17 protein-coding genes are annotated in these 22251 nt (G+C 52.8%); 10 read left to right on the top strand and 7 right to left on the bottom strand.

What is annotated here, in order from left to right:
- Window positions 1-2 precede the first annotated feature (2 nt).
- From groL to AB1L42_RS02000, 4 genes are all read left to right on the top strand, one after another.
- The gene (groL, locus tag AB1L42_RS02015) at window positions 3-1619 is read left to right on the top strand and encodes a chaperonin GroEL (RefSeq protein WP_367050620.1); all 1617 of its coding nucleotides are present in this window, start codon (window positions 3-5) and stop codon (window positions 1617-1619) included.
- A 309-nt stretch (window positions 1620-1928) separates the two neighbouring features.
- The gene (gene dnaJ, locus AB1L42_RS02010; RefSeq protein ID WP_367050618.1) at window positions 1929-3047 is read left to right on the top strand and encodes a molecular chaperone DnaJ; all 1119 of its coding nucleotides are present in this window, start codon (window positions 1929-1931) and stop codon (window positions 3045-3047) included.
- A 275-nt stretch (window positions 3048-3322) separates the two neighbouring features.
- Complete coding sequence (grpE, locus tag AB1L42_RS02005) at window positions 3323-3895, top strand: nucleotide exchange factor GrpE (protein ID WP_367050616.1); 573 nt, start codon at window positions 3323-3325, stop codon at window positions 3893-3895.
- Between the two features lie 95 nt (window positions 3896-3990).
- Complete coding sequence (locus tag AB1L42_RS02000) at window positions 3991-4275, top strand: zinc ribbon domain-containing protein (RefSeq protein ID WP_367050614.1); 285 nt, start codon at window positions 3991-3993, stop codon at window positions 4273-4275.
- A 312-nt stretch (window positions 4276-4587) separates the two neighbouring features.
- Here AB1L42_RS02000 and AB1L42_RS01995 read toward each other — a convergent pair whose 3' ends face one another.
- Window positions 4588-5244 (bottom strand): hypothetical protein, encoded by a 657-nt coding sequence (locus AB1L42_RS01995; RefSeq protein ID WP_367050612.1) that lies wholly within the window; start codon window positions 5242-5244, stop codon window positions 4588-4590.
- A gap of 457 nt (window positions 5245-5701) precedes the next feature.
- Between AB1L42_RS01995 and AB1L42_RS01990 the strand changes: the two genes are divergently transcribed.
- Window positions 5702-6883, top strand: coding sequence for a DUF3500 domain-containing protein (locus tag AB1L42_RS01990; protein ID WP_367050610.1), 1182 nt, complete (start codon window positions 5702-5704; stop codon window positions 6881-6883).
- Window positions 6884-6934: 51 nt separating this feature from the next.
- Here the strand turns inward: AB1L42_RS01990 and AB1L42_RS01985 are convergent, their stop codons facing one another.
- The 3 genes from AB1L42_RS01985 to glpK all read right to left on the bottom strand — a co-directional run bounded on the left by AB1L42_RS01985 (window position 6935) and on the right by glpK (window position 11299).
- Window positions 6935-8056 (bottom strand): isoaspartyl peptidase/L-asparaginase, encoded by a 1122-nt coding sequence (locus AB1L42_RS01985; protein WP_367050608.1) that lies wholly within the window; start codon window positions 8054-8056, stop codon window positions 6935-6937.
- A complete protein-coding gene (locus tag AB1L42_RS01980; protein ID WP_367050606.1) occupies window positions 8053-9546 on the bottom strand; it encodes a type VI secretion system contractile sheath large subunit in 1494 nt (497 codons plus the stop codon). The genes AB1L42_RS01985 and AB1L42_RS01980 overlap by 4 nt, the downstream gene beginning before the upstream one ends.
- A gap of 262 nt (window positions 9547-9808) precedes the next feature.
- Entirely contained in the window at window positions 9809-11299 is a 1491-nt protein-coding gene (gene glpK / locus AB1L42_RS01975; protein WP_367050604.1) for a glycerol kinase GlpK, read from the bottom strand.
- Window positions 11300-11671: 372 nt separating this feature from the next.
- On the opposite strand from glpK, the gene lpdA reads away from it, so the two are divergent.
- Complete coding sequence (gene lpdA / locus AB1L42_RS01970) at window positions 11672-13096, top strand: dihydrolipoyl dehydrogenase (RefSeq protein WP_367050602.1); 1425 nt, start codon at window positions 11672-11674, stop codon at window positions 13094-13096.
- A gap of 436 nt (window positions 13097-13532) precedes the next feature.
- Here the strand turns inward: lpdA and AB1L42_RS01965 are convergent, their stop codons facing one another.
- Window positions 13533-13760 (bottom strand): carbon storage regulator, encoded by a 228-nt coding sequence (locus AB1L42_RS01965; protein WP_367050600.1) that lies wholly within the window; start codon window positions 13758-13760, stop codon window positions 13533-13535.
- A gap of 583 nt (window positions 13761-14343) precedes the next feature.
- On the opposite strand from AB1L42_RS01965, the gene dnaK reads away from it, so the two are divergent.
- Window positions 14344-16251, top strand: a complete 1908-nt coding sequence (dnaK, locus tag AB1L42_RS01960; protein WP_367050598.1) for a molecular chaperone DnaK — start codon at window positions 14344-14346, stop codon at window positions 16249-16251.
- Between the two features lie 192 nt (window positions 16252-16443).
- Window positions 16444-17832 (top strand): heterodisulfide reductase-related iron-sulfur binding cluster, encoded by a 1389-nt coding sequence (locus tag AB1L42_RS01955; RefSeq protein ID WP_367050596.1) that lies wholly within the window; start codon window positions 16444-16446, stop codon window positions 17830-17832.
- A gap of 146 nt (window positions 17833-17978) precedes the next feature.
- Here the strand turns inward: AB1L42_RS01955 and AB1L42_RS01950 are convergent, their stop codons facing one another.
- A complete protein-coding gene (locus tag AB1L42_RS01950) occupies window positions 17979-19130 on the bottom strand; it encodes a hypothetical protein (protein ID WP_367050594.1) in 1152 nt (383 codons plus the stop codon).
- Window positions 19131-19603: 473 nt separating this feature from the next.
- Here AB1L42_RS01950 and rplU point away from each other — a divergent pair, with 473 nt between their 5' ends.
- Window positions 19604-19969 carry a 50S ribosomal protein L21 gene (gene rplU, locus AB1L42_RS01945; RefSeq protein ID WP_367050592.1) on the top strand — a complete coding sequence of 122 codons (366 nt, stop codon included), beginning with the start codon at window positions 19604-19606 and terminating at the stop codon, window positions 19967-19969.
- 221 nt (window positions 19970-20190) lie between these two features.
- Here rplU and AB1L42_RS01940 read toward each other — a convergent pair whose 3' ends face one another.
- A complete protein-coding gene (locus tag AB1L42_RS01940; protein WP_367050590.1) occupies window positions 20191-21306 on the bottom strand; it encodes an aminotransferase class V-fold PLP-dependent enzyme in 1116 nt (371 codons plus the stop codon).
- Window positions 21307-21506: 200 nt separating this feature from the next.
- Here AB1L42_RS01940 and AB1L42_RS01935 point away from each other — a divergent pair, with 200 nt between their 5' ends.
- The gene (locus AB1L42_RS01935) at window positions 21507-22226 is read left to right on the top strand and encodes a lysophospholipid acyltransferase family protein (protein ID WP_367050588.1); all 720 of its coding nucleotides are present in this window, start codon (window positions 21507-21509) and stop codon (window positions 22224-22226) included.
- Window positions 22227-22251: the final 25 nt, after the last annotated feature.

Below are 22251 nucleotides of genomic sequence, written 5' to 3'. Positions count from 1 at the left end.
AGGTGGCCAAGCAATTACTTTTTGAAGACCGTGCTCGATTGAAGCTGCAGCGTGGAGTGAACACTCTCGCTGACGCGGTCGCCGTGACAATGGGACCGACTGGTCGCAATGTGATCATCGACAAGAGCTTTGGAAATCCCGTCGTGACGAAAGATGGCGTGACGGTTTCGAAAGAAGTCGAATTGGAAGACCCATACGAGCACATGGGTGCCAAACTGGTCAACGAAGTTGCGACCAAAACCAGTGACAACGCCGGAGACGGAACGACAACAGCTACCGTCCTGGCACGTGCGATCTACAACGAGGGGCTGCGAAGCATTTCTCTCGGTGCGAACCCCACAGTGGTTCGTAAAGGGATCGAAAAAGCGGTTAACGCCGCGATTTCCTTCCTCGAAGAAATGGCTCGCCCAGTCACCGACAAAAAGGAAATTGAGCACGTTGGTGCGATTTCCGCGAACAACGATTCCGAGATCGGGAAACTGATCGCGGACGCGATGGAAAAAGTCGGTCGAGATGGTGTGATCACTGTCGAAGAAGGCAAGTCGAGCAGCACTACTCTCGAACTCGCCGAAGGAATGCAGTTCGACAAGGGATACATTTCTCCCTACTTCGTGACAGACGCATCGCAGATGAAAGCAATCCTCGAAGATTGCTACATCCTGTTGCACGAAAAGAAAATCTCCAATCTGCGTGATTTCATTCCGCTTCTGGAAAAGATCTCGCAGACCGGAAAGCCTCTTCTCGTCGTTGCTGAAGACGTTGACGGAGAAGCTTTGACAGCACTGGTTGTGAACCGGTTGCGAGGCATTTTGCCGGTCTGTGCAGTGAAAGCTCCCGGATTCGGCGATCGCCGCAAAGCAATGCTCGGCGACATGGCTGTCCTGACCGGAGCAACTCTGATCTCAGAAGATCTGGGATTGAAGCTCGAAAGCGTTGAGCTCGAGCAACTCGGTCGCGCAGCGAAGATCGAAGTCGACAAAGACTCCTGCACCATCATCGATGGAGCTGGATCACAAGACGACATCCAAAAGCGTGTTGGCCAGATCAAGCGTCACATCGAAGAAACTGACAGCGACTACGATCGCGAAAAGTTTCAGGAACGTCTCGCGAAGATGACCGGCGGCGTGGCGATCATTTCTGTCGGTGCAGCAACCGAAGCAGAAATGAAGCAAACCAAAGCACGTATGGAAGACGCATTGCATGCGACACGTGCGGCCGTTGAAGAAGGAATTCTGCCTGGAGGTGGTGTGGCATTGTTGCGTGCGATTTCCGCAGTCGGCGATGTCAAAGCCAAAGGGGACGAGAAAATCGGAGTCGAGATTGTCACTCGTGCTCTGGAAGCCCCAATTCGCCAGATTGCTTCGAACTGCGGCGTTGACGGTTCAGTCATCGCTGACGAAGTCAAGAATCTCGAAGAACCAACCATGGGGTACAATGCTGCCACTGGGAAGTACGTCGAGATGTACAAAGCTGGCGTGATTGACCCGGCCAAAGTTGTGAAGAGTGCCCTTCGGTACGCATCGTCCATTTCTGGACTGATGCTCACAACTCAGGTTTTGGTGACTCGAAACGAAGACGGTGACGACAAAGCTCCTCACGTCGAGGGAGCTGTCCGTTAGAGTTGGTTTGATTTCGCTTCAGGTCTTGTCCGGCGAATATCAACTGGCTCCATAGAGCGACGCGAGCCACCGGGCCTCCGGTGGCTCGTTTTTGTAGAAGGCCTTGTCGGACGTCTGGCACGGTGATTGACCTTGAGGAGACGTTTCACGAAGAGATGAGAGGCGACTGAACAGCCAAGTGTTCTGAGATCCTATCGATGGAGTCTTCTCACCGAACACTTAGTAATTCGTCTTGTCGCCCAGTCTGTAATCGAAAGAATGCAGTCGACGAAAACTCTCACATCGTGAGCCATCAGACCAATCAGAAGTATGTCTACCAAACGTGATTATTACGAAGTTCTCGAGGTGACTCGGTCGGCTTCGACTGTAGAAATTAAGAAAGCCTACAAGAAGCTCGCTCTCCGTTTTCACCCGGATCGTAATCCTGACGACAACGATGCGACCGAGCGATTCAAGGAAGCTGCTGAGGCGTACGACATACTCAGCGATGATGATAAACGCCGACGGTATGATCAGTACGGGCACGCTGGCGTGCAAGGTGCTGGGGCGCGGAGTGCGGGCGGTTTCCACGACGTTTCAGATATCTTCGAGGCATTCGGGGATCTCTTCGGAGGGCGCAGCAGCGGGCGTCGCAGTGGACCTCAACGTGGTTCAGATCTCAAAACTTCCATTGTGCTGGACCTGGTCGACGCAGCTTCTGGTGCCGAACGCGACATCGAAGTAACGCGTCGCAAAGCATGTGAACATTGTTCTGGAAGCGGTTCCGAACCAGGCTACGATCCCGAAGTTTGCGACTATTGTGGTGGACATGGACAAGTTGTTCAGTCGCAAGGTTTCTTCCGACTTCAGACGACCTGCCCTGCCTGTCGCGGTCGTGGCAACGTCGTTCGACACAAGTGTAAAGTCTGCTACGGGTCCGGTCAGGAAGATGAAACGGTCACACGCACGGTCACGATTCCAGCTGGAATCGACACCGGTCAACATCTTTGTCTCAGAGGTGAAGGAGAAGCTGGACCGAATGGTGGTCCTCGTGGCGATCTTTACATCGAAATTCGTGTCAACGAGCACCCCCTGTTTCACCGAGAAGGCCCGCACTTGCTGTGTGAGATTCCAATCTCGTACTCGCAGGCAGCCTTGGGCGCCCGGATTACTGTGCCGTTGATCGATGGCCAAGACACATTAGTGATTCCTGCAGGAACGCAGCCGGGGCAGATGTTTAAGTTACGCGGCAAAGGCATGCCCGACCCGAACGGTCGTCCACGCGGTGACATGCACATCGAAATCAAAGTCGTCGTACCCAAACGTTTGACCGAAGAACATCGTGAATTGATTGAGAAACTTGCGGAGATCGAGCACGTTGATGTGCATCCGCATCAGAAGTCCTGGTTTGAGAAAATCAAAGACCTCGTCACCGGGGCAGACGACTAGCAACGGACTTAATCGTCCAGACTGCAACTGTTAGAACCATTTCTAACGATCACGAACAACAGCGTTTTCCTGATGTGTTGGCCAGTTAGAGATTAAGGCAACATTCAACGAGAGGTGACCAATACGGGTGTGATTGAACGGGAACTTGCTTGCGATTCAAGTTTTCAATCACGAAATCGAGGGTCAGCAACGTCGAAACAATTAAGCGATGGAATAATTTCGCCGGGTCGAATGAATGATCGCGGTGAAGCGTAATTCGGAGAGCAATACAGATCATGTCACAGGACAAATCACCAGGCACCCACGACGAAGATCTCTTCGAGGAACAACCTCAAGCCTCAGCTGAGGAAGAGGTCGCAAGCGAGAGTGTCGAAGAGGTGGTGGAAACGCCTCTCGCCAAAGCAGAACGCGAGCGAGACGAGTTTCGCGATCAGTTTCTTCGCCTCGCTGCGGAAATGGAAAACTTTCGTAAGCGGACCGCACGTGAGCGCGACGACGAACGCAAATACGCCAGCTACGGTCTTCTCTATGACTTGCTGCCTGCCCTAGACAACCTGCAGCGTGGAATCGATGCTGCTGGGAGCGATGACAGCTCGGAGAATGTGTTAACCGGCGTGCAGATGGTTCTCAAACAGTTTGACGAAATTCTGAAGCGGCATGGAGTGGAATCGATTGCTTCTTTGGGTGAGCAGTTCGATCCGAATTTTCATGAAGCTTTGCAACAGAGACCTGATGGCAGCGTGCCTCCGATGACGGTCGTTCAGGAACTGGAGCGCGGCTACAAGCTCCACGAACGCGTTTTGCGTCCGAGCAAAGTGATTGTCTCTTCGCAGCCAGCCGGCGAATAATTTGAGAAGTGTTTGCAACAGCAACCACTGAGCACATTGAATGTGAAGCGTTCAAACACCCATTGAGTCAAACACAGTTTTTTACGAGTTCATCAATGCCGACATACGATTACCAATGCAGTAGCTGCGATCATACTTGGGAAGCGTTTGAATCGATCAAAGCGAAGCCAAAACGCAAGTGCCCTGAATGTGGACGAAACACCGCGAAGCGAATGATCGGTCCCGGTGCAGGAATTATCTTCAAAGGGTCCGGATTCTATCAGACGGACTATCGATCTGACTCTTACAAGAAAGACGCGGCTGCAGATAAGAAATCAAAAGAGCCTGCCAAGTCGGAGTCGAAGTCAGACTCGAAACCCTCTTCATCTTCCAGCGACTAGAGCAAGTTGCTCTTTCCGATGCACTTGCTTGGGCGGTCTTGTTCCTCAAAGAGCTGTGTTTGCTCGTGCGAGTCAGTGCAAGCCAGATTTGAACGTGTTCTAAATCAACTGGTTGCCAGTCGATTGGTTCATTTGAGTTTGTTGGCAACCGAAGAGTGCTTAGAACAAACGGAGTTGTGTTTGGGGACGGAGTCCCGCTCTTGATCATCGATGATAAAATGAAAAGACTCGTGAGATCACGTATTGATCTCACGAGTCTTTCTTTTCAACTGCCGTGATTGATGTAACAAGGTCAACCACCTTTCGCGGCATCTATCGTACAAGTTCAAAGATGCCTTTGATTGGCTGCAAAGTCGCCTTTCGAGTCACGAAGACCTTGCGGTGGTTTATGTCATTAACCGTAATGTCAATTGCTTGTCGCGAGAAGACGTCCGTTGAAAACACCTCATTTGTTCTGTTCTTGTCCTCGGCGATGAAGAGTTCGAACGTGTGCTTTCCGGTATTGAAGATTCGATAGATAGCGTCTTCGCTGGAATATGTGAGATCGGCAAGCATCACGGGAAGGTGGCTGTCCGCGATCGATCGAGGAAAGTTAAAACGACCGGATTTTCGGTCGTTATTTAAGACCGTTCCATCGGTATCGCGGACGAGTTCCCAAATCCCTTTGATGTCTTCATTGGCAGCTGTTTGATTTTCTGCGAGGACTTCGATTCCTTCCAGAAACGTCATCGGGTCGGTCGTCGGACCGACGGCAACGTCGATACACATCGTTGGGTACAAGATCTGATCAACAGCTTGCGCACCTGAGTCGTATGCGTTTCGAATCTCAATCTTCTTCCGCAACGGTGAAGCACGATCGGTGGAGTTAAAGAACCGATAGATGGCTCCTTCTCCGTGATAGATCAATCGACGTGTTTCGCTGCTCATTGCTGCCACGTCGATGATGAAGATTCCGTTGCGTATCGTCATGGTCTTCTCCTGCACTTGAAGGTCGGGATGAATTCAAGACGCGAAGAGCCGCTCGCAGAATGGCGTTTGGCCCAACTGGTATGCGAGCCTAGCACCGATCTGATTTGACAACACGATTCGACAACAAGATGAAATCGACTGGTCGGTCATTCCCGGTTCGATACGACCACCGATGGGTCGAATTGAGAACACGGGAAGTTGTGTTTCATCGAGTGTCCATGTCACAGAAAAGTAATGCCCACACAAATTGAACGTAGGGGAATCGCCTTGCAAGTTCAAGCTGGAGCGGTGTGAGTCTTCATCTGATACCTTGTGGAACTCTCATCAATGAGGGTATGTTGAAGTTGTCATCTCACTCGCGTTCTTTGCTCGATGAAGAACTTCGCAGTAGCCAGTTTGAAATCTGCGGGTTGAGTGAGAGCATCGTTATCATCTCATCAATCGTCGGGGATTCCCAATGGTCATCGTTCGTCAATTTTCAGTGCTCACAGTGGTCGGTGTGATCCTGTTGTTGAGCATCGTCAGTCTGGCACAACAGCGTGGTCGTGGAAGAGGTGATGATTCACTGGGGCAACCGTTTCGTGGCGTTTCGATTGGAGGAGACATCGAACCTGGGCTCTTCGAAATTGAATCGACGGGAGTAACAACCGCTCCAGTCGTCGAAGCAGCCAACGCATTTCTTGCGAGCCTAAGCGAACCTCAACGTGAGAAAACCACATTTCCAGTCGACGATCTCGAATGGAGAAAGTGGGACAATCGCCACTCTCCACCACGTCAGGGCGTTGGCTTCGACGAAATGTCTGAGCAGCAGCGGAATCTGGCGTTCGGTCTGATGAAGGCAAGTCTCAGCGCACGCGGATTGAAGTTGTCGAAAGACATCATGAAGCTGAACGGGACACTCGCGGAACTTGCAGACAATTACGATGAATATGGGGAGTGGTTGTACTGGATCACAATCATGGGCGATCCATCGGAAAGCGAACCGTGGGGATGGCAGGTTGACGGGCATCATCTGGTGATCAATTACTTTGTGCTTGGCGATCAGGTCGTGATGTCTCCAGTCTTTCTGGGAAGCGAACCGATTCGAGCAACGAGCGGCAAATTCGCCGGAACAGAAGTGATGCAAGCTGCGCAGGACAAAGGGCTCGATTTTGTCTTGTCTCTTGATAGCGATCAAAAGGCGAAAGCGGTTGTCTCGTCAACGAAACCGGGCAACAACAACCTTGGCGAAGCTTACAAGGACAACATCGATCTTCCGGAAGAAGGGCTTTTGGTCTCCGAGCTACGACCGGAGCAGAAGGAGCTTCTTCTAGTTGTCATTGAAGAGTTCATCGGCAACATGCGGTCAGAACATGCAGCCGTAAAAATGAGTGAAGTGAAAGAGCATCTCGATCGCACACGGTTTGTCTGGGTAGGAGGAACCAGCGACGAAGATGTCTATTATTACCGCATTCAAAGCCCGGTCGTCATGATTGAATTTGATCATCAACGACGCGTTGCACCGTTTCGAACATCTGAGCCGACGCGAGATCACATTCATGCGGTCATTCGAACGCCCAACGGCAACGACTACGGAAAAGACCTGCTGAGGCAACACCTTGAACAGCATCATTCGAAAGAGAGCACCAACAGCAACTAACTGGTCTCAGAATCTAACGGCAGTTAGTTTCGACCGTCAGTGAGTAACGATTCAATCTTTGACGTGAATTTCGAAGCGGCCGTTGGAATCAGCGGCCGCTCGACTCATTCCGGGGGTGTTGAATCCGATGACGATGTGGCCTGCATGGTCGATCGCAATCACTCCTCCGCGAATCGGATGTTCGGTACTGTTTAGGACCTCGCGGACAGCGTCCTGCAGCGATGAACCTTTGTAGTTCATGCGTGCAGAGATATCGTAGGCAATCGCATTGCGGATGAAGTCCTCACCAACTCCGGTGCACGAGACTCCGCACGTGGCGTTGTCTGCAAACGTCCCTGCCCCAGCGATGGGAGAATCACCGAGTCGACCGAACGCTTTGTTCGTCAGTCCGCCGGTGGATGTCGCGGCGGCGATGTTTCCGGACTGGTCCCAAGCGACACAGCCGACTGTCCCCATCGAATCATCTTCCTGTTGCTCGAGAGCTTTTTTCGTGCGCTCAAGTGCTTGCTGCTGGTGTTCGGTTGCGAAGTAAGTGTTGGGGACGATTTCGATCGAGGTGTCCTCTTCGAACTTTCGGGCGAAGTCCTCAGCACCTGCGGTGACGAGCAGCACATGTGGGGTTTCAGTCATGACCAGTCGGGCAAGTGAAATCGGATTCTTGACGATGCTCACTCCCCCAACCGCTCCGGTCGCACGGTTTCGTCCGTCCATGATTGTGGCGTCAAGTTCGTGCTTCCCATCCGCGTTGCAGACCGCTCCTCGCCCGGCGTTAAAGTGCTCGGAGTCTTCAAGAATTCGGACGACTGCTTCAACGGTCTCAAGACTTGACCGCCCCTCTTTCAACATTGTCGTTCCGTGCTCAAGAGCCTGGTTCAGAACCTGAGTACGTTGTTCAATCCATTCCGGTGAAGTCGGGATGCCCCCTGCTCCACCGTGAATGACGATCGCATATTGAACTTCTTTTGGATCGTCGGCGGGCTGTGCGAACGCACTTCTTTCGAGGCCAAGATGGGTTGCGGCGAAAGTTGCAAGAACGAGAAGAACCGCACGCAAGAATTGAATTTTTTCGCGAAGAGAACGATGTCGCTGCGGATGATTGGAGGAGAGATGGGCATTGTTCGTCATGAGCACTCGTCCCTTGCGAAGAGGTTGACTGCGGTGATGTTGTTTCATTGCGAACTCCACATTCCATGGAGCAGTGAGTCTGAATCAGACAGCGACCGGATCGCGTCGAATCGAACTGCCCCGTCGTTCTTCAATGACCGACAGACTGAAAGCCCCTGTGCAGCCATTCGCTCCGCCCCGCGATTAACGAGAAATAGTTCACCGCATGCTTTCAGAACTTCTTCTCCCTGATCATCGTAGTAGTGAAGCGGGAGTCGTTCGATTTGTCCTGCGAGTGCCTCCTGAAGATCCCATCCGTTTTCCAGGTAGCTTTGACCGATGACACAAGCAGCAGCGAAGGCGGAATTCACCCACAGATAGGCATCGTGATCATTTCCATCAGGAAGTTCGTCGAACGCAAAGCTCTCGATGGGATCAGTCTCAGAGCCGTAAACTCTGCGGCCAAGAAACCTTGGCATCGTTACACAAATGAAGCGTGTCGCGGAGAGTTGCCTGAGTGCAGTCCATTGCTGCGATTCCTCTTCAGACAGCCCGGTCCATTCGTCTGGATCAACACAGCTTCCAAAACTCGAGCAACCGATGACCTCGGATGTTGCCCCTGCAACAAACGTGGAGCCAGCTGATTGACAGATCTTTGCGATCCTGGCCAGCAGTGTTGTGTCGTCAAGAGAAGCACTGAAAGCGAAGTCACCGACGACGATTGACCATGGAGACTCACCCTCGGCCGATGGGGTTTCAACGAGCAGCTTGTATAGCGAAGTCTGTTCAAGCTGATCGGTCTCCTTGAGTTGCTGACGAAGGGCATCGAGTTCGAGGTGCAGAACTTCGATCTGCAGAGATCGTCCGGTTTCCAGTCGTTGTGTCAGGAACCGAATTCCCGACCAGGTGGATTCGAGGCTTTGAAATTTCGGATGATGCAGCACTCTTCGCATTGTTTGGCTGATCACTTCATCGATCTGTTCGATCCATTCGGTCTGTTTCGGATCGGCTTTGGCGACGAGGTGCGGTGCGACGAGTTGGCGAACATACTGGTCCCAGTCAAATTGATCGTTAAGCACCTGTTCTTCGAGCGGAGTCTGTCTGGCCTGGGTGAGATTGACCGCTTGATCAAGCAGGCTCGCTGCCTCGTCAGTGCTGGTGGTGCTCTGCTCTGTTGTTGAAGTCTGTGAAGGAGCGTCTGTTTCCTTGAGCGAGTCCAATTCCTCGCGAAACGTTTTGGGATCGAGCATCCGTTTTCTGCGGAGCCGAAGTGCGTCGAACAGTTCGACCGACTGGACGAGTCGGTCCGGGTGAAAGTCGTCGAATGCCTTGATCGGGACATTCACAGTGGGGCCGTTTTCGTCCAGCTGGAATTGTGCTCGCACGCCAAGTTTTTGAATCGCTTCGTCGAGATCGTCACAGTCGACGGCGATCGGATTTGCGGACGGCTTTGTCGCGCCGAGATCAGCAAGGACTAGAATTCGGAAAGGCGCCGATGGATCAAGCTGCGGCGGATTCTTGTCCGGGAGTTCGTTTCCCGAGTACAGCGTGACAGACATTGACGGGACTCCAGACGGTTCTCAGAATGGTTGTGCGAGATCAGAGGCACTTTTGAAGTCTATCACAGCCCTCCAAATCAACTCCTCTAGATCTTAACCGTTTTGTGGTCATTGCGTCATAGGCGACACGCTGATCGATGCACGATTTCGAAATGATTCGTTGAACGCTTTTCATAGCGTCTAAAGCAGTGTCGCAATTCCGGCTGCTGTGTTCGATTGCAGAAGAGAGCCGAGGCACACGCCGAACGACAATGAAAGTTGACTAGTCGCGAATCCAGCCTCTCGCGGCTCGGACTGCATGATGCCAGTCGGATGACAGATTGTCACGCTGACTGACAGGCATCGCCGGTTGAAACTCGCGGTCAAGAGACCAGTGTTGCGCGATCTCGTTCATGTCGGCGTACACTCCCGTAGCAAGTCCAGCCAGGAATGCCGCTCCAAGAGCGGTCGTCTCCTGAATTTTGGGGCGAAGCACCGGAACGCCCAACAAGCCCGCCTGAAATGAGAGAAGTGCATTATTCACGGTGGCACCACCGTCGACTTTCAAGCGAGTCAGTTTGACTCCCGACTCCTGCTGCATCGCGTCAAGGACATCCATCGACTGAAATGCCATTGATTGAATGGCAGCCCGGGCGATGTGTCCAGAGGTCGTTCCGCGTGTGATTCCGATGATCGTACCGCGAGCAGATGAATCCCAATATGGAGTTCCCAGTCCGACAAAGGCAGGAACGAAGTAGACGCCGCCGTTGTCATGGACAGTCTTACACAACTCTGTGATTTGGGACGATTCTTCGATGATCCCAAGCCCATCACGCAGCCACTGGACCACTGCCCCGGCGATAAAAACTGACCCTTCGAGGCAGTAGGTCGTTTTGTCTCCAATCTTCCAACCGATCGTCGTCAGAAGCCCAAGCTCAGACGTCACTGCCTGGTCACCGGTATTCAAGAGCATGAAACAACCGGTTCCATACGTGTTCTTGGCATCGCCGGGCGAAAAACACGCCTGTCCGAACGTCGCTGCCTGTTGGTCGCCTGCACATCCAGCGATCGGAATCTCCCTGCCGAAGATTGAAGGATCCGAGTGGCCAATGATCTCCGAGGAAGGAGTCACTTTCGGAAGCATACATTCCGGAATTTTGAGGAGGTCCAGCAGTTCACGGTCCCACTCCTGAGTGTGAATATTGAACAGCATTGTGCGCGATGCGTTGGTGACGTCTGTCGCATGCACTCGACCGTTCGTGAGTCTCCAAATGAGAAAACTGTCGACCGTTCCGAAGAGAATTTGCCCCTGCTCTGCACGTCTTCTCAGGCCTGAAATGTTGTCGAGCAAATATTGGATTTTTGTGCCGGAGAAATACGCATCAATCACGAGACCGGTTTTCGATCGAATTAAGCTGTCGAGTTGATCAGCTTTCAATCGCTTGCAAATCGGGTCTGTGATACGGCTCTGCCAGACGACCGCATTGCAAACCGGTTGCCCCGATTTTTTGTCCCAAAGAACGACCGTTTCCCGTTGATTGGCGATTCCAATGGCGGCAATTTCCGAATCCGGAATTGCGTCCGTGTCGAGAGCCTGTTTCGCCGTTTCGATCTGAGATTTCCAGATGGCTTCAGGATCGTGTTCGACGTGTCCCGGGGAGGGAAAGATCTGTTCGAACTCCTGTTGAGCTGATGACGCAGCATTTCCCTGTTCATCGAAGACGATCGCTCGACTGGATGTGGTTCCCTGATCAAGCGCCAACAGGTATTTCATATTCGTCCTCGATCGACTTTCGACTCAATGGGGTCGTGAGTATCTCTTTGCGTGATTTGAACTGCAGCTGACAAAATGCCGTCAGTCATGTTCAGGATTGGGGGCACTTTTCTGGCAGCGTGTATTGAGCACTGTCCACAGCTCGTGGTCCGCTGCTCAAAGATCTCGGGCTGCTGACTTCGGCTCAGGTTGTTCCATTATCGGGGAGGCTGATTGTGAACTTCAATCTTCAGGGCCAGATTTCATCGGAGGAGTTCGATCTGTTCGGACTTCTTTGTCGGAAAAGAGGTTCTGGATCGGGCCCTAACTTTCCCTCGGCGAAATGATGCTTTATTGTGTCGAACTTCGACCACCGTTGCAGAAAGAACCGTCATGCCGAATGATTCAAATCACGCTCAACTCGTCGTTCTTGGAGGGGGACCTGGCGGTTATCCAGCTGCCTTCGAAGCTGCAGATCACGGGATGCAGGTTGTTCTCGTCGATCAGGATGCTCGTCCGGGTGGAGTTTGTCTGAATCGCGGATGTATTCCTTCTAAGGCGTTGCTGCACCTCGCTAAACTGATTCATGAAGCAGACGAAGCGAAGGATTGGGGACTGACTTTCACAGCTCCGGAAATCGACCTCGACAAGATTCGAGATTTCAAAGACTCCGTCATCACGAAAATGACCGGGGGAATCAAACAACTGTGCGATGCTCGAGGTGTCAAACTCGTGCAGGCTCGCGGCGAATTTCTGAATTCATCGACGCTTAAACTGACAGCTCCCGATGGGACAGAATCGGAACTGACTTTCGATCACTGCATCGTCGCTGTCGGCTCTCGACCCGCATTCCCGAAGTTCCTCGACATCGGCGATGACCGCGTCATGGATTCCACGGGCGCGCTTTCTCTTCCAGATATTCCCAAGAAGCTGTTGGTGGTCGGCGGAGGTTATATCGGTCTGGAGATGGGATCTGTCTACTCTGCTCTGGGCTCGGAAGTGACCGTCGTCGAAATGGCTGACGACATTCTTCTCGGGGCCGATCGAGATCTCGTGAAGCCCCTGCGAAAACGGCTCGACAAGCAGTTTCGGGCGATTTACACGAGCACTAAGCTGAACTCGCTGAAAGCAACGGACGATGGAATTGTTGCTGAATTCGAAGGCAAAGGCGTTGAAACACCTCAGACCTTCGATCGCGTTCTTGTTTCAGTCGGACGAATTCCAAACGGTCACGGAATCGGCCTGGAGACGACTTCGGTCAAAGTGACCGAACGTGGGTTCATTGAAGTCGACCGCAACATGCGGACTGCGGATTCCAAGATCATGGCGATTGGAGATGTCGCTGGAGAGCCGATGCTCGCCCACAAAGCGACACGCGAAGCCAAAGTGGCTGTCGAGACATTGCTCGGTGAACCTGCAGAATTCGATAACGTGGCAATTCCCGCTGTTGTCTTTACAGATCCGGAAGTTGCCTGGTGCGGAGTCACTGAAAGTCAGGCCAAAGAACAGGGACTGAACATCAACGTCGTCCGGTTCCCATGGGCAGCTTCTGGCCGTGCTCAGACAATCGGTCGACCGGAAGGAATCACGAAGCTCATCGTCGATGCTGAAACCGATCGCATTCTCGGAATGGGAATTGTCGGTCCTGGAGCAGGCGAATTGATCGCTGAAGGTGTGTTGGCGGTTGAGACAGCTACTGTTGCCCGTGATCTGGCTGAGAGTATTCACGCTCACCCAACACTGTCGGAGACGATTATGGAGTCTGCCGAAGGTGCTTACGCTCAGGCAACACACTTCGTGCGACCTAAACGAAAATAGGCCAATTTGATCGCTTCAAGACGATTGACTGAACTCGACTTCACTCGAGACCCATTACCTCGGCCTACTGGTTCTAGTTAAGCAAGGTTGAGCAGTCTCGGGTGGCAAAGCAGATGTGCAAAAAAATTCCGCCGTCGGCAGAAAACTGCCGACACGGCGGAACTTGGAAAAATGAGATTGTATCACGTCTTTGAGGAATGTCTTCCTCGGATTCAGCACTCGACGCAGAGCCACTATCGTCGAATGACAATGGCTCCATATTCAAACTCGAAAGAGTGTCAGTCAAATTCCAAAATGGAAAGAAGTCTGATACGGCATCACTACGAGGAAGTGTCCTCGAAATGGGACTGCTCTCAGCAGCAGTGAGCGATTCGCATTTGGAGTCAACGCAATGGAATTGATCCTGAACGATTCGCTTTTCAGGATCGCATGTTAATTACGAAGCACTCACAAAGCGTGAACTTGCTCGTCCACTTGTTTGCTCTGAGGTGACTGCGTCTGCTTGAGCATTCATTCGCTCAGCGACTTCGCCTCGAAGAATTCTCATGACTTCGGGGGCGTCGATGCAAAGCTTCACACGGTTTCCGGACAACTCCGAAACTTTGATGACAATCTCGTCACCGATGTGAATTTCTTCGCCCTTTTTTCGAGTCAAAACCAACATCTTCCGCTCCTTGGTACCTGTGGTTGCATTGAGAATGAATTGCTGTCCGTCTTATGATCCATCTATCGTTTGACGCGATCAGCTTTCGGTATTGTACGCCCCTCTGCAGGAAAAAGACCAAAGCAGAATCGTTTTTGTAGAATTTTCTAACTCACCGATTTCGATTCGTTGTAAGTCTTTATAAATTCTATTGTTGTGGGATTTTCAAAATCTGGAATCAGTGTTCTCCTCAAAAATGGCTTGGACGCTGAGCGGTCACTTTGACTGGTCAACTTCCGCTCAGGGTGCGGCAATGCGAGTGAGTGGTCCATAATGATGCACCCGATTTTGCAGCACCCTGGATTTTCGAATCGATGTGCTTGGAGCGCAATTTTGGCAGTCAGTCAGTCTGTCACACTTCTGATTGGATGTGCCACACTGGCAGTTGAACTGTGATGTTGGGGTGTTTTCTGTTGTCGTAAGTGTTTTGAGATTAGTGTCTTACGCGAAGTTTTCTGGTTGGGCCAATCTTGGCGCAATCTTTGCCTATTGGGATGTGAGCAAACATAAACTCACTACCACAATTTTTGTGCGAGGATAATCAATGGCAGTATCAGAAAAGGTCATCGGAATCGACTTGGGGACGACGAACTCCGTTGTCTCCGTGATGGAAGGTGGCGAGGCGAAAGTGATCGCCAACCAAGAAGGGGCACGAACGACTCCGAGTGTTGTGGCATTTAACGACAAAGGAGACGTTCTGGTCGGCGAGCCTGCGAAACGGCAAGCTGTGACCAACCCGGAAAACACGATCTACTCCGTGAAGCGTTTCATGGGCCGACGACACAGCGAAGTCCAATCGGAAGAAAAGATCGTCCCATATAAAGTCATCGGCGGATCCGATGATTACGTCAAAATTGACGTGAACGGGAAAGAGTTCACTCCTCCGGAGATCTCGGCAAAAGTCTTGATGAAATTGAAAGACGCCGCCGAAAGCTATCTCGGGCATCGAGTCAACAAGGCAGTGATTACTGTTCCGGCATACTTTAATGACGCCCAGCGTCAGGCGACGAAAGATGCTGGTCAAATCGCCGGGCTGGAAGTGAGTCGGATCATCAACGAACCGACCGCGGCAGCTCTCGCTTACGGACTTGAAAAGAAAAAGGACGAGAAGATCGTCGTCTTCGACCTCGGTGGAGGGACGTTTGACGTTTCGATCCTCGAAGTGGAAGAAGGATCTGTCGAAGTTCTTTCAACCAATGGAGACACCCATCTGGGGGGAGACGATTTCGACGAAGAACTGATCAACTACGTTGCCGACGAGTTCAAGTCGAAAGAAGGCCTCGACCTGCGTGAGCAGCCAATGGCTCTTCAGCGTTTGCGAGAGGCTTGCGAGAAAGCCAAGAAGGAGTTGTCGACGCTGCAAAGCACTGAGATCAACCTTCCCTTCATTCACGAAGCGAAGCACTTGCAGGTGACCATCAGCCGTTCAAAATTTGAGCAGCTGATCGATCCACTCGTCGATCGTTGTAAGAAGCCAGTCGAGTTGGCGTTAAAAGATGCCAAACTCAGCCCGAGCGACATTGATGAGATCGTTCTCGTCGGTGGTTCGACACGTGTTCCTCTCGTCGTTGAACTTGTGAAGAAGATCTTCAACGGCAAAGAGCCTCACAAAGGTGTTAACCCTGACGAAGTCGTCTCCGTGGGGGCTGCGATTCAAGGCGGTATCATCGCCGGTGACGTCAAAGACGTTGTGCTGCTGGACGTGACTCCACTGTCACTCGGAATCGAAACCGAGGGCGGGGTCATGACAGCACTCGTCGAGCGAAACACCACGATCCCGGTCACCAAGTCGGAAGTCTTTTCGACCGCTGCGGACAATCAGTCGGCAGTGACCGTCAGCGTGTTTCAGGGGGAACGACCGATGGCTCGCGATAACCGCTTGCTCGATCAGTTCAACCTCGAAGGGATTCCGGCAGCTCCGCGTGGCGTTCCACAGATTGAAGTCACTTTCGATATCGATGTGAACGGGATCCTGAACGTTTCCGCTCGAGATAAGGGAACCGGGAAGGAACACAAAGTCACGATTCAACAATCCAGTGGATTGTCTGAAACCGAAATCGAAGAGATGCGAAAAGATGCCGAATCGCATGCCGATGAGGACAAGAAACGCAAAGAACTGGCTGAAGTCCGAAACCAGGCTTCGAACTTTGTCTACCAGACAGAGAAGACGCTGAAAGAGCACGCCGACAAACTCGACGACTCTTCGAAGACAGCCATCGAATCTGCGATTCAGAAGGTCAAGGATGCCGAAGGCGGCGAGGATGCAGCTGCGATCAAGTCAGCTCTGGAAGACCTCGAACAAGCGACTCACGCATTGAGTAAGCACATCTACGAAGCATCGAATGCTGCAGGTGGAGCTGAAGGTGCTGAGCCGGGAGCGGCTCCAGAAGCAGACGGCAGTGCCGCAGCTGATGACGATGTCATCGATGCAGAGTTTGAAAAGAAAGAGTAACTCTTTCGAGAGTTGGCTCATGAAGCTCTCACACTTCAAATTCAGGCCCGGACGCGAGTTGTCGCGTCCGGGCTTATTTTATATCACGCGGAATTGATCGGTAGTCGCGTTTCACTCTGCAAACTACAATCGTCGACTGATCTCCTCACGATGTTTTTTTGCACCCGCCACATCAGACTGTTGTGAAACTTCATGAACTCACCGCGCACCAGCCCGGCCGAAATACCATCCGTTGACAGCCAGACAGGACCGCAGATATCAGAGTGTGCGAACTCGACGGCTGAGGTTCCCGGGTTGTTCTACGAGCGGTTTCTTGACTGCGTTCACTGTGGTCTCTGTACTTCCGCTTGTCCCACGTACCTTGAGACCGGTAACGAGAACGACAGCCCGCGCGGACGCATTTATCTGATGCGTGCGGTGACCGACAATCGGCTGGAACTGACCGATTCGGTCGCCCGCCATCTCGATCTTTGTCTCGACTGTCGCAGCTGCGAATCAGCCTGTCCTTCGGGCGTCGAATATGGACGATTGATCGAACCGTTTCGAGTGGCGATGCACACGGACGCGAAGACCGGCAAGCCAAAATTAGATTGGTTTCAGCGATGGGTTTTGCATGGGCTGTTTCCGTATCCCAAAAGAGTTCGACTCGCACTCTGGCCGGCATGGGTGATGCAAAAGCTCGGGATTGATCGGCTAATGGAGACGATCGGTCTCACTAAATTGCTTCCGGGCAAGTTGCAGAGGATGCATCGTCTCTTGCCACCACTTCAACATCGTGAGCCGCCGCTGCCGGAATTTCTCCCAGCCCATGGACCGGTTCGAGCGACAGTCGGTCTGTTCACTGGATGTGTTGCTGATGCGATGTTTCACCATGTCAATTGGGCGACCGCTCGGGTGCTTCAAGAGAATGGCTGTAATGTTGTCATTCCCCGAAGTCAGGGGTGCTGTGGCGCGATTCACTACCATTCGGGAAGTGCTTCACCGGCCATGGATTTAGCCATTCAGAATGCGAAGTCTTTCGCGAAAGCTGGTGTCGACGCTGTCATCGCAAATGTCGCGGGCTGCGGTTCGATGCTTAAGGACTATGGGCACATTGCGGAAGAGCTGGATGTACCAGCTGAAGAACGAGAGTTGCTGACTCAGTGTGCTTCTTCTATCAAAGATGTCTCGGAGTTTCTCTCTGAACTGGGGCCCATTCCTCCCAAGCATCCATTGTCGACAAATGTGACCTATCACGATGCTTGCCATCTCTGTCACGCACAGCAGATTCGATCACAACCGCGAGAGCTTCTCAGCCTCATTCCTGAGTTAACTGTCTCTCCGTTGATCGAATCAGAAATCTGCTGCGGAGCTGCCGGGTCGTACAATCTGACCGAACCGGAGATGGCTGATCGTCTGGGACGCCGGAAAGTGAAGAACATCCTCGACACAGGGGCGGAAGCTGTCGTGATGGGCAATGCGGGATGCTCGCTGCAAATTCAGTCGGTGCTGCGCTCCGAGGGACGAGACGATGTTGGAGTCTACCACCCAATGGAACTGCTCGACATGAGCTATCGCGGCGTCGGGTTGGCGAAGCAGTAGTCTTGAGGCAATCCGCTCAGATGTCTGCAGGGAGCGTCAGTTACTCACTGAGAGATGTCGGTAGATCATGCATTGCTGGCAACGTGTATCAGTTCTCAAACTGAACACGTTGCTATGATGGCTGGCAAGTGAAACAAGCAGGCGATTTAGCGCACAGCCACGGCTGTCGTACCTGCATCCTGGATTGGTGTTGGTTTCGCTTTTGATCGAGCCAGAGCTGGGAAACTTGCTGTTGATGCTTCGACCAGAATTCGTCGACGCTCCGCTTTCAGCTGTACGACGGTTGTCGATTTGATTTCGAGGGGCTCAACTCGAACTTCAGGTGGCAAGACGAGATCTGCTTCTTCGTCATCCACGGATTGAGGTTCGGCGTCGGCAGGATCTCGAAGCGACCGAATGAACGGAGGCAGCGTCGAACTGTTCTCAGTGTTGTCAGCTGGTGCTGAACTGCGAGATTCCGGTAAGTTCTGGATTTCGAATGGCGGAACAACCTCTTCCAATTCACCGGGAGCAGCATCGCCGCCGGCTTCGACTCCCTCTTCTCCACCAATTTCTGGTCCGACGAACGGTGGAGCGTCGCTTCCGCCAACTTCCCCTCCAACAGGAGTGACTTCGGCAGGCCGACTTCCGGTTTCCGCCCACTCAGGTGGTTCGGTTGTCGCTGGGCCGAGTTGTGCCTCTGGTTGAACGGGAGCGTCATCTTCGCGGCGACGAACTGGTTCGAAACTGTCGTCGAGATCGCCCTCGTCTTCATTCTGATAGGTCTGTGGAACAACCTCGCTCCCTTCAGGTTCCGAAGGAGCAGGTGCCGACTCGGTCGGTTCTGGCTCAGGAGAGTAGTTCGCCCCTGAATCAATCGACGAATTAGCACCTGATGGAGTGACAGTCGAGGCGCTGCCGCTGACGTCACATGGTCCCCCTGTTCCGCACGCTCCGCCGCATGGCGAACATCCGCACGGTGCACAGGTGTTGCAGCCATCGAAGTACCCTGCTCCGCCTGAGTAAGTCGCGGGAGCGTAATAGGTTGCGTACGGTTGCGGTGACCACATGCCTGCTCGTGGGCCGTACCCGGTGTAGTAATTCCCGCCCGGCCAGTATCCCGTTTGGTACATCGGGGCTGGGGTTGCAGGGTAACCGTACCCATATGGCGCCTGATTGAAGACAGGTCCGTATCCGAAGATCGCATTGTATGTCCAAGGAATCACGCCCGCCTCGACTGGCTGGGCAGAGGCCAAGCATGTTCCGAGAAGTGTCGCGAACAGACACGTCTTGAAGTTGCGAGTGGCGAAATTCAACATAGAAATCCTCGCTTCGGAAGGTTTTGATGTTTCCGGTTGCGGTTATGGGCATCTGTTTCTTGAGTGAATCTTAGCAGAAAGTCTAACTTTCCGAGTCAGCGAGTCAAAGAGATTGCGGATCAATTCCCTCGTTTGTAAGAAAGGGTGGGGATTTGCAAGTCGTGGGGATTGGGAAAAGACGTACGGTCAGTGAATCCTGATTCGCTTTCTTCGGATGTCTTTCGAATGGGCGGAATGAAGGTAGCGTTTCCCTACTGAACATCAGGTCAGGCTGTGTCTGCCAGTTGGACGAGCGGGACGTCAGGAAAAGTGCAGATTTGTTTAAATCCGACGCTCGCATTCTTTACCGGAATATTCTACCTTTCGCGATTCGCTGGACAGTCGACCATTGGGTCGAGATTCCGGCCTGAGCGCCGGAAGGAGAGATTGTCTCTCCCCCCAATTCAGAACACGTGGAAGTCGAGAGCTGAAAAATGTTTGCGATCATTGAAGACAGTGGTCATCAATTGCGGGTCGAAGAAGGTCAAACCCTCGTTGTTGATCTTCGCAAGGAAGCAGAATTGGGACAGACGATCACTTTTGACCGTGTTCTGCTGGCAAACGGTGGTGCTGATAGCATCATCGGTGCTCCTGCCATCGACGGTGCAACTGTTGAAGCCGAGGTCGTTGATGACCTCGTCAAAGGACCGAAACTGGAAGTCCAGAAGTTCCGTCGCCGTAAGAACTCACGCCGACACACAGGACACCGCCAGAAATACACAGGCGTTAAGATCACCGCGATCAACGTTCCGAATCTCGTTGTCAAAGAGAAGTCGGAAGAAGCTCCTGCGGCTGAGTAATTGAAGCCGAGCCATTGAATTTGCTCGCTTGCTGAGCAATCAAGCGCAGCGAGCAAGGCAATAACGATCTGTGCATCTCAATTCAAATAATGGATTGAGCTGACACAACTGGAGATACTGAATCGGGGACGAGAAGTCATTGAGGCTTCTCGTCCTTTTTGCATTTCGAGGAGTCGGCTGGCTCTTCGCGAATGACTTCTGGGCAACGGCGACATCATCCATTAACTCGCGATGAGTGCAGACTGCAGTGCTTCACATGTGAAGTCGATCTCGGCATCGTTTGTCAACGGGCCAACGCTCAGTCGGATCACACCCTGCTCTGACGTTCCGAGGGTCTCGTGAGCGATCGGGGCACATTGAAACCCTGCCGAAACGATCGAACCCCGTTGTTCGAGTGAATTGGCGAATTCACCGGGAGAGACGCCATCGACAATCCAGGCCACCGTCGGAAGTCGAGCGTGCAAAGGGTTCCGGCTCACAATTTCGATGCGAGAGTCGGCCTTGAGCACTTCCTCGATGCGGCCAATCTTTGCGCGGGCACGGTCGAGCCTTTTGCCAGTCTCCTCTCTTTCTAGCCAATCAATTGCGGCTGCAAGTCCTTCCATCGCAATTCGGTCGACGGAACCGGTGTCACAGTAGCTGGGACGTGTCGCCTTGTTGTCAGCAGACGGCGGCTCGATTGAGCATGACGCACTTTGACAGTTCATCTCCGCTTGTGGGGAACAGTACAATCCACCGATCCCCCACGGCGATTGAAGCCCTTTGTGGGCCGCGAAGGCGACGAAATCGACTGAAGACCTCGAGAGATCGAGATCGAACCATCCCGCAACTTGGGCAGCGTCGAGTAGAAATGGCACTCCGTGCCGTCGGCAAAGTTCTCCCACTTCTTTCCATGGGAGAAGATCACCAGTGACGTTGCAGGCTGCTGTCATCGCCACGAGTTTGACGCGACCGGATTTCAGAGACGACTCCAGCGACTCAAGATCAATCAGGCTGTCGTCCGTTGGAGGAATAACTCGAGTCACCACTCCGTGTTCGCCGAGTTTGTTGAGTGGCCGCAGCAACGCATGGTGTTCGAAACCGCTCGTCAGGACTTCGTCACCTGGTTGAAGCAGTTGATCGAAAATCGCCAGCGACAGTGCCGATGTGCAGCCGGGAGTCAGCAGCAAGTCGTCTCGATTCGGGATACCGAAGAACTCAGCGATGCGGCTGTGACACGCGTCGAATCTCTTTCCCCAGTTTTCCGGAGTCTCACAAAGTGCCTGTTGAACCGCTCTCTGGACGACATCCGGTTTGGGCCAACTCGTGCCAGCATGATTCAGGTAGACGGAGTTCATGTGCGATTTTGAAGCAGGAAAGACTGCGGTTTTGATGACGAACGAGAAATTGGAGCGACGATCGTGCCTCCTTCCGCGAGGAGCGTCAGTCTATCAAATAGGAATTGGCGATTCTTGGTCGAGTCGCTACAGTCCCCGCATCCAAGGAAAGAACGGAACACTTTGCTGGTGATGCTGCCAGGGAACGGCGGAGAGAGACTGTGCGAATTCGTAGCGAGTTTATGGTGGGTGTCGCGTCCCGGATGCTTGTCTGGGTGATGCGACTTCTGTTCCTCACTGTGCGTGTTAAGAAGTTTGTGGCTGTCCCCGGAGCGACGCCAGATCATCAGAATGGCGAGAACTGCCATTCATTCAGCATTTGGCATGATTCGCTGCTGGTGACGATTTTCATTGTGCGGCGACCGCGGATGTTTGCCCTCGTCGGACGTCATCGAGACGGGAGCTACGTTTCGAATGTGCTGCGAGCGGTTGGAATTCGCCCGGTTCGCGGGTCAAGTTCACGCGGTGGAGCACAAGCTGCGGCAGAACTGATTCAACAGAGTCGAGGACACGATCTGGCGATGACTCCCGATGGTCCACGCGGTCCGCGTCGACAAATGAAGCCGGGATGTGCGTTCGTCGCTTCGCACACTGAAAAGCCTGTTGTCCCGATGGCCTTCAGTTGCTCGCGAGCGTGGCATGTTCGAGGCAGCTGGACCGATCTGATGATCCCCAAGCCGTTTTCGACAGTGTATGCCCTCGCGGGGCCACCGATTCCAATTTTAAAAGGAGCGAGCCGAGCTGATCTCGTCAGGGCGACGCGAGAGATTCAAGCGGAGATGGACCGGCTGAATGAGATTGCCGTACGTCTCGCGGCAGGCGAAACTCTCGATGTGGCGGAATTGTTAACGCGCCCAGAGGATCAGAGCATCGCTGCCTAGAGCTGAGTTCTTGATCCAACCCGAT

Origin of the sequence: Thalassoglobus sp. JC818 (assembly GCF_040717535.1) — a bacterium.
Lineage (GTDB): Bacteria > Planctomycetota > Planctomycetia > Planctomycetales > Planctomycetaceae > Thalassoglobus.
The sequence above is the reverse complement of the archived record's forward strand: the minus strand, read 5'-3'. Positions and strand labels throughout refer to the sequence as shown.